This is a genomic window from Rhodococcus sp. ACS1 (assembly GCF_002300155.1).
GTDB lineage: Bacteria > Actinomycetota > Actinomycetes > Mycobacteriales > Mycobacteriaceae > Rhodococcus_F > Rhodococcus_F koreensis.
The window spans coordinates 236,379-248,536 of record NZ_NSDZ01000005.1; the positions used below are offsets into that span (position 1 = coordinate 236,379).

The 12,158-nt window shown below is 67.6% G+C and carries 8 protein-coding genes; 4 read left to right on the top strand and 4 right to left on the bottom strand.

Annotated features, from left to right (window positions below; translation table 11 throughout):
• Positions 1-6: 6 nt before the first annotated feature.
• On the bottom strand, positions 7-1,077 hold the full coding sequence (locus CJ179_RS21890; RefSeq protein WP_072938477.1) for an aromatic ring-hydroxylating dioxygenase subunit alpha: 1,071 nt from the start codon (positions 1,075-1,077) through the stop codon (positions 7-9).
• A 136-nt stretch (positions 1,078-1,213) separates the two neighbouring features.
• Positions 1,214-2,029 (bottom strand): class I SAM-dependent methyltransferase, encoded by an 816-nt coding sequence (locus tag CJ179_RS21895; protein WP_095862887.1) that lies wholly within the window; start codon positions 2,027-2,029, stop codon positions 1,214-1,216.
• Positions 2,030-2,150: 121 nt separating this feature from the next.
• Between CJ179_RS21895 and CJ179_RS21900 the strand changes: the two genes are divergently transcribed.
• The 4 genes from CJ179_RS21900 to CJ179_RS21915 all read left to right on the top strand — a co-directional run bounded on the left by CJ179_RS21900 (position 2,151) and on the right by CJ179_RS21915 (position 8,976).
• Positions 2,151-2,753: a TetR/AcrR family transcriptional regulator gene (locus CJ179_RS21900; protein ID WP_072938316.1), complete on the top strand. Its 603-nt coding sequence runs from the start codon at positions 2,151-2,153 to the stop codon at positions 2,751-2,753.
• 50 nt (positions 2,754-2,803) lie between these two features.
• On the top strand, positions 2,804-5,152 hold the full coding sequence (locus tag CJ179_RS21905; protein ID WP_095862888.1) for an MMPL family transporter: 2,349 nt from the start codon (positions 2,804-2,806) through the stop codon (positions 5,150-5,152).
• A gap of 144 nt (positions 5,153-5,296) precedes the next feature.
• Positions 5,297-7,030, top strand: coding sequence for an ABC transporter ATP-binding protein (locus CJ179_RS21910; RefSeq protein WP_095862889.1), 1,734 nt, complete (start codon positions 5,297-5,299; stop codon positions 7,028-7,030).
• Positions 7,027-8,976 carry an ABC transporter ATP-binding protein gene (locus CJ179_RS21915; protein ID WP_072938308.1) on the top strand — a complete coding sequence of 650 codons (1,950 nt, stop codon included), beginning with the start codon at positions 7,027-7,029 and terminating at the stop codon, positions 8,974-8,976. The genes CJ179_RS21910 and CJ179_RS21915 overlap by 4 nt, the downstream gene beginning before the upstream one ends.
• 42 nt (positions 8,977-9,018) lie before the next feature.
• On the opposite strand, the gene CJ179_RS21920 is transcribed toward CJ179_RS21915, so the two are convergent.
• Complete coding sequence (locus CJ179_RS21920) at positions 9,019-10,260, bottom strand: hypothetical protein (RefSeq protein WP_095862890.1); 1,242 nt, start codon at positions 10,258-10,260, stop codon at positions 9,019-9,021.
• Between the two features lie 5 nt (positions 10,261-10,265).
• A complete protein-coding gene (locus tag CJ179_RS21925) occupies positions 10,266-12,149 on the bottom strand; it encodes a sulfatase-like hydrolase/transferase (protein WP_072938304.1) in 1,884 nt (627 codons plus the stop codon).
• Positions 12,150-12,158 lie beyond the last annotated feature (9 nt).

The following is a 12,158-nucleotide window of genomic DNA, read 5'->3' on the forward strand; positions in this document are numbered from 1 at the left end:
CACGGCTCAGCCCGCCGCGGCGGTGACGGCCTGCGACGCGCCGGCCAGCTTCTTCAGGAGGCGGCGAGCGCCGAGTCCGCCGGCGTCGATGTTGATCGACAACTCCTGGTAGCCGTCTTTCTCGGTGCCGAGCGCCTGCTGCAGGATGTTCAGCGCCACGACGTCCTGCATGACGACGGTGCGGTTGTTCTCGGCCAGGAACGTCGTGACGGCGTCGTCGCCGATCGCGAAGTCGCGGGCCACGGCCCAGAAGTCGAGGGTGGAGTTCTCCGTCGACGGGGTGATCGCGTAGACGATCTCGCTGTGGAACGCGTGCGGGTCGGAGCCGTCGTCGCCGGGCAGCGGTGCGCCGACCGGGGCGATGCGGCTGTGCAGCAGGTACAGGCACGGCGGCGTGTACTCGATGTCCTGCCAGCGGGTGATGCGACCCTCGATGCCCGTGGACTCGGAGTAGAACGGCGGGCACTCCGCGTCGTCCATGTGCCGCGATACGTAGATGACGTTCCGGTCCTCGTCGATCTCCGTGGTGATCGGGGTTTCCGCCACCTCGGGGGTGCCGATGTAGCCGCCGTGCAGGTACGTCTCGTGCGAGAGATCCATCAGGTTGTCGACGAGCAGGCCGTAGTTGCAGTCGATCGGCTCCATGCCGGACACGACGGTGTAGTCGGGGGAGTCCATCCACGGTGCGCGGGGGATGCGGGTGGGATCGCCCTGCTCGGGGTTGTCCGGGTCGGCGATCCACACCCACACGAACGAGTCCTGCTCGACCACCTGGTACGAGCGCAGCCGGGCCGTGCGGGGAACGCGGGCCTGGCCGGGGACGAACACGCAGCCGCCGTCGCTGCCGTAGGTGAAACCGTGGTAGCCGCAGACCACACTGTCGCCGTCGAGCCGGCTCGGCGCCTCGGACAGCGGGTAGCGGCGGTGCACGCAGCGGTCGCTCATCGCGACGGCCTCCCCGGCCTCGGTGCGCCAGAACAGGATCGGCTCCTCGCAGATGGTGCGCGAGAACAGTTCGCGTCCGACCTCGCGGCCGTAGGCTGCGACGTACCACTGGTTGCGGGCGATCGTGGACATGAGTGCCTCCGGAATATGCTGGGCTGCTGTGTGATTCGTGACGCCGGACTCGAAGAGGCGGCAGCGTCGTCCCCACCACTGTGCGGCACCGGAGGTGATCCACCACACTCGGTTTCCGAATGTCGGAAGGATTTCGTCAGGGCTTGCGAACGAGATACGCGAACATCGTCACCGACATGTGGAAGTCGCCGCTGCGGGCGGCGGCGGTCAGCTGGTCCAGCAGGTCGTCGCGCTGCGCGTCGGTGATCGCTCCCTCGGCGATCGCGGCGGCGGTCATCATCTGGACGAGGGGGCCGGTCACGTCCGCCGGATCCTGGATCAACGCCTCCGAGCCGACGTCCTCGACGACGAGTCCGGCGGCGGTGAGCTGACCCGGGAGCAGTCGCCCGGAGTGCGGGTTGGCGGTGTGCGCCAGCATCACGTCCATGATCTTCTGCAGGACCAGGGGATCGCCGGGGTGCATGATCGCCGTGCCCCAGTCGCTGTCGACGATCGCGCCGCGCCCACCGGGCCGCAGAACGCGGACCACTTCCGCCACCGCGCGGTCCGGTTCGCTCAGGTGCTGGAAGACCCGCTCGCTGCGCACGACGTCGAGGCGGTTGTCGGGGAACGGCAGCGAGTATGCGTCGCCGATCACGAATTGCGCGGTCGAGCCCTCCTCCTCGGTCCGCTCCCGGGCGAGGAGGGCCATGCCGGGATTGGGATCGAGCCCGATCGCCCGGCCCGCCGCGGTGACCGCGGCCGCGAGTGCTCGGGTCTCCGATCCGGTGCCCGAGCCGATGTCGAGCGCGCTCTCGCCCGGCTGCACGTGCAGGGCGGCGAACGACCACTCGCGCAGTCGCCGGATTCCCGGGCGCGCGGCCTGGACGTCGAGAACGGACGCGAGTTGGTCCAGGGCGGCGCGGTCGATCTCGTCCGCCCGGAACGACAGCGGTGCCGTCGGATCGGACATGGGTCCACCGTAACGCCGCGGTGACCCCCGACACAGTGTCTCGGGAACTGTGGGCAAGGACATAAAAATTGCACACTCACGCAAATTTGCAGAGCTGCGCAAGTTCTGTACCGTCGGTGTAGTGATTTCGGAAATCGGACTGCGGGACCGCAAGAAGGCCGCCACCCGCGCAGCCCTCAGCGGCGCCGCCGCACGCCTGGCCCGGGCGCTGGGCATCGAATGCGTCACCGCTGACGCCATCGCGTCCGAGGCGGGAGTCTCTACCCGGACGTTCCACAACTACTTCTCCAGCAAGGAAGAGGCGGTCCTCGCGCACTTCGAGCAGTCCGTCCACGACTGGGTGGACCTGCTCCGCGCCCGCCCCGAGGACGAGCCGATCTGGGATTCCCTCGAGCACGTGGTGGTCCAGATCGTCACCGCTCCCGGGAAGCCGCTCGAAGAGACCGCCGTGATGATGGACCTCGTCGAGTCCAGCCCCGCGCTGCTCGCGAAGAAGCTCGAAGTGCATCTCCGGGTCACGCGCCTCATCGGCGAAGTGATCGCCGAACGCACCGGCACGAACATCGACACCGACCTCTACCCCAACCTGCTGCACATGGCGGTCGGATCGGCGTGCAAGGCGTCGATCGACCTGTGGCGCAGCGGCAAGACCGGCGCCAGCGGACCCGAAGAACTCGTCCGCGACGCCATGCGTCAACTCCGTCAGGGAATCCCGCAGCCGTAACCGGCTGCCCCGAACCACCCTTCTTTCCACCGACTCACAAGGAGCCTCCCGTGGCCACCTATCTCTATCGGATCGGCAGATTCGCCTATCGGCGAAAAGGCGCGGTCCTCAGCGTCTGGTTGGTGATCCTGGTGCTCATGGGCGTCGGGGCGGCCACGCTGTCCGGGCCCACGAAGGACTCGTTCTCCATCCCGGGCACCCCTGCGCAGCAGGCGCAGGACCTGATGGCCGAACGCTTCCCCGAGGCCGCGGGCAGCGATCCGATGAACGCCGTCAGCGCGCGCTACGTGTTCGCCGCACCCGAGGGGCAGACCCTCGAGAGCGAGCAGAGTCAGCAGGCGATGGACGCCGTGCTCGCCAAGGTGCGCGGCATCGAACAGGTCCAGGACGCCGCCAAGGTCGATCCCGCCAGTGCTTCGGGCGCCGACGCCGCGAAGGCGCTGGTCAACCCCGTCACGGCGAACGATCAGCTCGTCGAGATGGCGAAATCGACGGCGGCCGACAAGGGAATCAGCGAAGCGGACGCCGTCGCGAACGCGCAGGCGCTGTCGCCGCTGAACGCCGACAAGACCGTCGGCTACGTCGAGGTGCCGTTCAAGGGCGGCATGGGCGACGTCGACCAGGCCCTGCGCGACCAGATCTCGGCCGCTGCCGACGCCGGCCGCAACGCCGGACTGACCGTCGAGATCAGCGGGTCCGCCGCCAACGAAGCCGAGCCGCCCGGCGGCTCCACCGAACTCGTCGGCATCGGCGTGGCCGCGGTCGTGCTCGCGCTGACGTTCGGTTCTCTAGTGGCCGCGGGTCTGCCGTTGATCACCGCGATCATCGGCATCATGATCGGCAGCCTCGGCATCACCGTCGCCACCGGATTCACCGACCTCAGCTCGATGACACCCACGCTGGCCATCATGATCGGCCTCGCCGTCGCCATCGACTACTCGCTGTTCATCGTGTCCCGGTTCCGGCACGAACTCACCCTCACGGACGACCGCTCGGAGGCGGCCGGACGGGCCGTCGGCACCGCCGGCTCCGCCGTGGTGTTCGCCGGTCTCACGGTGATCATCGCCCTGATCGCGCTGCGCGTCGTCGGGATCCCGTTCCTCTCCGACATGGGTGCCGCGGCCGCGTTCACGGTGTTCATCGCCGTCTCGATCGCCCTGACACTCCTGCCCGCGATCCTCGGGCTGTTCGGGAAGAAGGCGTTCGCAGGCAAGATCCCGTTCCTCAGCAGTCGCGACCTCGAGGACGACGAGGGCAAGCCGAGCCTCGCCCTGCGGTACATCAGCGCCGTCGTCCGCAGGCCCGCGATTCCGCTGATCGCCGGCGTCGTGGTGCTCGGGGCGCTCGCCATCCCCGCGACCGGCCTGAGCCTGGCCCTGCCCGGCGAAGGCACCGGCGACCCCGCCACCAGCTCCCGGCAGGCCTACGACCTCGTCAGCGAGGGCTTCGGCCCCGGCAAGAACGGTCCGCTGCTCGTCGTCGTCGACGCCAAGGACGTCACCACCGGCACACCGTCGGAGGCGTTCGGTGAGGTCGTGAAGACCATCACCGCGCAGGACGACGTGTCCAACGCGCAGGTCGTCGGCGTCAACAAGGCCGGCGACACCGCGCAGATCCTGGTCACGCCGAGCAGTGCCCCCAGCGATCCGGCCACGATGGACCTGGTGAGCAACATCCGCGGGGCGGAGGCAGATCTGCACGACTCGATCGGCGTCAACTACGGCGTCACCGGACAGACCGCGCTCGAAGGCGACGTGTCCGACACGCTGCAGGACGCGCTGATCCCGTACCTCGCGGTGGTCGTGGGCCTGGCCTTCCTCCTGCTGCTGCTCGTGTTCCGCTCGCTGCTGGTGCCGCTGACCGCCACGCTTGGCTTCCTCCTCAGCGTCGCGGCCACATTCGGTGCCACCGTCGCGGTGTTCCAGGAAGGCTGGGGCGGCATCATCTCCAACCCGCAGCCGATCGTCAGCTTCATGCCGATCTTCCTGATCGGTGTCGTGTTCGGACTCGCGATGGACTACCAGGTGTTCCTGGTGACCCGGATGCGGGAGGAATACGTGCACGGCGCGACCTCGAAACAGGCCGTCACCGTCGGCTTCAACCACGGTGCCCGGGTGGTCAGCGCCGCCGCGGTCATCATGATCTCGGTGTTCGCGGCCTTCATCGCCGAGCCGAACTCGTTCATCAAGTCGATCGGCTTCGCCCTCGCGGCCGCCGTGTTCTTCGACGCCTTCATCGTGCGCATGGTGATCATCCCGTCGGTGATGGCACTGCTCGGCGACAAGGCCTGGTGGCTGCCGAAGTGGCTGGACAAGATCCTGCCCAACGTCGACATCGAAGGCGAGAAGCTGAAGAAGGTGCTGCACGACGCGGACGAATCGCTGCAGCCCGTCCGGTAGGCGCTCCGCGCCCGTGCGCCTTTTTGGTAGTTCCCGCTACCAGAAAGGCGCACAAGGCCGCAGGCCCGAAAATCCGCGGGCCTGCGGTCGTTTCTGTTGGTAACCTTCGGACATAATGATGACCCGCCAGGATCGCTGCTGCCCATGTTGAATGCCCTGCTCACCACGTACCTCCGCCCGTACAAGCGGGAGCTCACGGCGGTCGTCTTGTTCCAGCTGGTCGCGACCGCGGCCGCGCTCTACCTGCCCAGTCTTAACGCCGATCTCATCGACAACGGCGTCACCAAGGGCGACACGGCCTACATCCTGTCCACGGGCGTCATGATGCTGCTCGTCACCGTCGTGCAGATCATCTGCTCGATCGGTTCGGTGTTCTTCGGTGCCCGTGCCGCAATGGGTTTCGGGCGCGATGTGCGCCGCGCCGTCATGCATCAGGTCGGGAGTTTCTCGTCCCGGGAGTTCGGCCGTTTCGGCGCGCCGTCGCTGATCACCCGCAACACGAACGACGTGCAGCAGGTGCAGATGCTCGTCGTGATGAGCTGCACGATTCTCGTGATGGCCCCGATCATGTGCGTCGGCGGCGTCGTGATGTCGATCCGGCAGGACGCCGGACTGGCCTGGATCCTGGCGGTCACCGTGCCGGTGCTCGCGCTGTCCATGGGTTTCGTGATCTCGCGGATGGTGCCCGCGTTCCGGGAGATGCAGACCCGCATCGACGGGGTCAACCGGGTGCTGCGTGAGCAGATCACCGGCATCCGCGTGGTGCGGGCGTTCGTCCGCGAGCGCTCCGAGATGCAGCGGTTCGGCGACGCCAACGAGCAGCTCACCCAGACCGCCCTGCGGGTCGGCAGGCTGACGGCGGTGATGTTCCCGCTCGTGATGGTGATCGCGAACGTCACCAGCGTCGCCGTCATCTGGTTCGGCGGTCACGAGATCAACAGCGGCACCATGCAGGTCGGCTCGCTGACCGCGATGCTCAGCTACATCATGCAGATTCTGATGTCGGTGATGATGGCCTCGTTCATCGCGATGATGGCGCCCCGCGCCACCGTGTGCGCCGAACGCATCGGCGAGGTGCTCGGCACGGACTCCACCGTGGTGCCGCCGGTCGATCCGGTCACCGTGCTGCAGAACCCCGGGGTGGTGGAACTGCGCGACGCCCAGTTCAAGTTCCCCGGCGCCGACGAGCCCGTGTTGCGCGACATCAGTTTCCGCGCCGAACCCGGCAAGACCACCGCGATCATCGGCGGCACCGGCTCCGGTAAGACGACGCTGCTGTCGCTGATCCCGCGCCTCATCGACGCCACGTCGGGCGCGGTCACCGTGTCCGACACGGATGTGCGCCGCATCGACCTGGACGTCCTGCGGGCCGGCATCGGACTGGTCCCGCAGCGGCCGTACCTGTTCTCGGGCACCGTCGCCACCAATCTCCGGTACGGCAAACCCGACGCCACCGACGAGGAACTGTGGCGGGCGCTGGAGATCGCGCAGGCCGCCGATTTCGTGCGCGCCATGCCCGAGGGCCTCGACACCCCGGTCGCGCAGGGCGGCACGACCGTCTCCGGCGGTCAGCGGCAGCGGCTCGCCATCGCGCGGGCGCTGGTGCGTCGTCCGTCGATCTACCTGTTCGACGACTCGTTCTCCGCCCTCGACCTCACCACCGACGCCCGGCTGCGTGCCGCACTCAAACCCGAGACCTCGGACGCGTGCGTCATCGTCGTCGCCCAGCGGGTCTCGACGATCGTGGAGGCCGAGCAGATCGTGGTCCTCGAGGACGGCGCGGTGGTCGGAATCGGAACCCACGACGAACTGCTCGAGACGTGTCCGTGTTACGTCGAGATCGTCGAATCCCAACGATCGGTCCAGGAAGCACTATGAGCGATCGCGCAACCACCACCACCGCCGAAAGGCCCGTCGGCCCGCGTATTCCGGGACCGGTCGCTCCGGGAGCCCCGGGGTCCAAGCCACACGATCTGTGGCCGTCCACCAAGCGGCTGCTGCGTCGGCTGCGTCCCCACCGGATCGCCGTCGGCGTCGTTTTCCTCGTCGCCGCCGTGTCGGTGGTGCTCACGTCGATCGCGCCGCGCATGCTCGGCCAGGGCACGAACCTGATCTTCGACGGCATCATCGGCGCGCAGTTGCCCGCCGGAATGTCGAAGGATCAGGCCGTCGCCGCGCTGCGGGCCGACGGTCAGAACACGTTCGCCGACATGGTGTCCGGCATGGCCGTCGTCCCCGGGGTCGGTATCGACTTCACGGCACTCGGCCGGGTGCTGGCGATCGTGCTGGCCCTGTACCTGGGGTCGTCGGTGTTCATGTGGCTGTCGGGTTTCCTGCTGAACATCGTCGTGCAGGGCGTCGTGAAGAACCTGCGCGCCGAGGTCGAACGGAAAATCCACCGACTTCCGCTGCGGTACTTCGACTCCCACTCCCGCGGCGACCTGCTCAGCCGGGTCACCAACGACATCGACAACGTCTCGCAGTCGCTGCAGCAGACGATGAGCCAGCTGATCGTGTCGGCGATGACGGTGATCGGCATCCTCGTGATGATGATCGTCATCTCGCCGCTGCTCGCGCTGATCGCCGTGCTGACGGTGCCGCTGTCGATCCTGGTGACGGCGCAGATCGCGAAACGGTCCAAGACGCACTTCGTGTCGCAGTGGAAGTCGACCGGCGAGCTCAACTCGCACGTGGAAGAGGCGTACACGGGCCACGAACTGGTCACCGTGTTCGGCCGCGGCCGTGAGGTGGAGGCACGGTTCGAGGAGCAGAACGAGGCGCTCTACCAGGCCAGCTACCGGGCCCAGTTCATCTCGGGCCTGATCATGCCCGCGATCATGTTCCTCGGAAACCTCAACTTCGTGGCCATCGCCGTCCTCGGTGGCATGCGGGTGGCGTCCGGCACCATGAGCCTCGGCGACGTGCAGGCCTTCATCCAGTACTCGCGCCAGTTCACCCAGCCCCTCACCCAGATCGGGGCCATGGTCAACCTCATGCAGTCGGGTGTGGCGTCCGCCGAGCGGGTGTTCGCCATCCTCGACGAGGACGAGGAAAACCCGGACCCGGCCGACGCACCCAACCCGGCCGAGGTCTCGGGCCGGGTGGAGTTCTCGGACGTCTCGTTCGGCTACACGCCGGAGAAGCCGCTGATCGAGAACCTGTCGCTGGTCGCCGAACCCGGCCAGATGGTGGCCATCGTCGGACCCACCGGCGCAGGCAAGACCACCCTCGTCAACCTGATCCTGCGGTTCTACGAACTCGACGGCGGCAGAATTCTCCTCGACGGCGTCGACATCGCCGAGATGTCGCGAGACGACCTGCGGTCCCGCATCGGCATGGTCCTGCAGGACGCGTGGCTGTTCGGCGGCACCATCCGCGACAACATCGCGTACGGACGTCCCGGCGCCACCGAGGAAGAGATCCAGGCGGCCGCCCGGATCAGCTACGTCGACCGGTTCGTCCACTCGCTGCCCGACGGCTACGACACCGTCATCGACGAAGAAGGCAGCAACATCAGCGCCGGTGAGAAGCAGCTGATCACCATCGCCCGGGCCTTCATCTCTCAACCGTCGATCCTGATCCTGGACGAGGCAACCAGTTCCGTCGACACCCGCACCGAACTGCTCGTCCAGCATGCGACGGCAGTCCTGCGCAGCGATCGCACGAGTTTCGTGATCGCCCACCGGCTGTCGACCATCCGCGACGCAGACCTCATCGTCGTCATGGAGGACGGTCGCATCGTCGAGCAGGGCAGTCACGAAGACCTGCTCCTCACCCGCGGCGCGTACTACCGTCTCTACAACAGCCAGTTCGTCAGTGCGTAAACGCCTGTGAGTACTTATTAACCACGGGCGGTTAACAAGTACTCACAGGCACGCAGTGCTTCCGCCGGCCTCGAAGGTGGCGGTGTCGCAGTAGGCGGAGCGCGGATAGTACGGACCCATCGTGGTGGCGGGGTCGGTGTGATTGCTCTGCGACGCCTGCACCGACTGCGGGTAGAAGGCGTCGGACGGCAGCATGTACCGCAGGAACAGCACCTTCTTCGCGACGTCGGTGGAGCCCCAGGGGATGACGGTGACGGTCGGGTCGGCTGCGGCGCGGGCGGGGACGTCCTGAGGTGCGGCGACGACGTACGTGTAGTTGCCGTCGCCGTCGGTGCGGGTCTGGAAGTCGGCGGCGCACGCGACGACCGGGTAGGGCGTCAGCTGGTCGTTCTGGCACATCGACCAGTACCGCACCTGGCGGCCGGGTGCCGTGACGGGTTGTCCCGCACGGGTGTCGGGGAACGTGGGCGCCCGGCCCTGCACGACGACGATGCGTCCGGGCTGATAGGTCAGCCCCGCTCCGACGTATTTGTTGTCGCCGTTGGGGAACAGGCCCGACGTGCTCGCCGGGTTCACGAACGTCGCCTCGGGCACGTTGCCGGGGAACGCGCCGGACGCGGCGCCGGCGATGATCTGATCGAAGCCGGCCTCCGCGACCTGTCCGAGCGGGCCGTTGTCGTAGGCGGACGGGTCGAATTCGGATCCGCACGTCGGCACCGGCGACGTCCGGCCCGCGGACGTCAGTGTCACGTCGGGCAATGGGACTCCGCCCGACGGTGATGCCGGATCGTCGGGCACGTACACCCGGATGATGAGGAAGCCGACGGGTACCGACTGCGCGCCGGCCCCGGCGGGCAGGGCCTGGATCTGGTTGCGCGCGTGATCGGCCGGACCGGTCACGACCGTCGCGTGCCAGCGCTTCTGCGTTGCAGGCAGCGAACCTGCTGAGGCGTCGGTGAAAGGGTTGCCGCTGCCCGGGTCGGGCCCGATCTGGTTGTCGCGCAACGTGTCGACCGTGTCGAAGTTGGTTCCGTACGTGTTGAGCGAGAAATAGCGGGCGGCCGGGTAGGTGCCGCTCAGTTCGATGGTGTCGCCGGACGCCAACGCGTAGGGCAGAACCCAGTACGTCGCGTTGGCGTCGGGGAACGCGACATTCAGCACCGTCGAGTTGGACATGAACTGCCACGCGCACTGCGCCGTCGGCGGCGGGGCCGCGGAGGCGACGGAGACCCCACCCGACCACATCAGCAGAACCAGCACGGCGGCAACAATTTTCCCGGCCATATCCGTCAGAACACCTCCCCGAACGCGGTCAGCTTGTCGATGCCCTCGCGGTCGATCTGGCCGGGGGTGTACCGGTTGATCACCTGGATGTAGGTGAGGTACCGGGCCATCGCGTCCGCGCTCTGCTGAGCGAACGCCGGGGGCAGCGGCGCGGCGAGCTGAGTCGGCAGATACTGGGTCATCAACTGGGCGGCCATCGCGGGGCCGCGCGGGTCGTGATCGAAGGTGTTGTCGAGTTCCGCCCGACCGCGGTCGGTGGCGTAGTCGTAGAACTCGTACTGGAACGACGCCGGGTCGACATAGGCGGTGGGCCCCAACCACTTCGAGTACACCGCGACCTTCGCCTCGGGGGTCCGCAGCACGTAGATGTGGGTGGGGGAGTTGTTCCAGTTGATCCCCTGCGGTGCGTGCTCGTTGGTGGCGAGGAGGACGTGGTCGCGTCCTGCCGCGGCGTTGCTCCGCAGCAGCGGCAGGAGGTCGACGCGCTCGGCGTACGTCGCGAACAGGTCCCCGGACATCCAGTTCCGGTCGCCGTGGCCGAGCGTCGCGAGCAGCGGCACGACGTCGACGCTCGACGTGAGCTGGCCGCGCGGGGTGTCGGTGTCGCCGGTGAACCGCCCGGTCGGGTCGGCGACGATCAGCGGGATGTGGAACGCCTCGTCGTAGGCGGTGGACAGCTTGCCCGCGACGAAGCCGTGCGCCCCGGCGTATTCGCCGTGATCGGACGTCATGACGAAGACGGTGTTCGCCGCGACGTCTTCCGGCAGCGAATCGATCACGGTGCCGATGTGGTGATCGACCATCGACAGCACGTTGGTGTAACTGTCCAGTGCCCGTTCCCAGTACGTGTACGGCGCGAACGCGATGTGCCGGTCGGGATCGGTGCCCTGGCCGTATGGCTGGAGGTAGTAGTTCGACAGGTTCTGGACGTCGTCGGTGACGCCGCCCCACACCAGCGCCTGGAACTCCCGCGCGAACACCTGGGTGCTCGGTTTCGACTGCAGCGCCTTCTCGGGTTCCCAGTTGGGCGGCACGGACGGGTAGCCCAGCCGCGGCGGGTCGCTCTCACCGGTGGTCACCGACCACGTCCGGGCGGGGCTGAGCGGGGGAACGTTGTTCGCGTACAGCGACTGGTAGCGTTCCGCTTCCGTTCCGGCCCAGAAGAACTGCTGGTCGTGCGGGTTCACGAAGCTCGCCGTGAGGCAGAACGGGCCGTCGGAGGGTTTGCGCGTCGACAACCACGCCGCGGCCTGGTCGGCGATGTGCCCGTCGAATTCGAAGCCCTCACCGTTCAATCCGATGATGTCGGGCATCGTCAGTCCGTCGAACCCGTACTCCTCGAGGTAGCCGGGGGCGAGTCCCGAATCCTCGTCCGGCGACGGCGACAGATGCCACTTCCCGACGTACGGTGTGACGTACCCCGCCTGCCGCAGCAGCTTGCCGTACGTCGGGAACTCCCGCCCCATCGCCGGGGACGGAACCGGCGACGCCCGATTGCCGGTCCGGGTCTGCAGCATCCAGTTCTGCAGCGGGTAGAGCCCGGTGACGAAACATGCGCGGCCGGGGCTGCACGCCACCCCGGCCGTGTAGTGCTGCGTGAACTTCACCCCGGGCGCCCACAACTTGTAGAGGTTGGGCATGAACCGTTGCAGGAACTGATCGGGAGTGGTGATACCGGCCGGAAAGACCTGGGGAAACCGCATCTCGTCGACGACGATGAACACGATGTTGGGCTGCACGTAGTTGTTCGGCTGGCGGCGCAGCGGTTGCTCCGACGCGTCCGCTCGACGGTCGAAGAGACCCGACATCACGGTCACCCCGCCCGCGACCGCGGCACCCGAGAGAAACGTTCGCCTGTCGATCCGATGGCCGGTCTTCTCGTCGCTCATGGCGGTTCC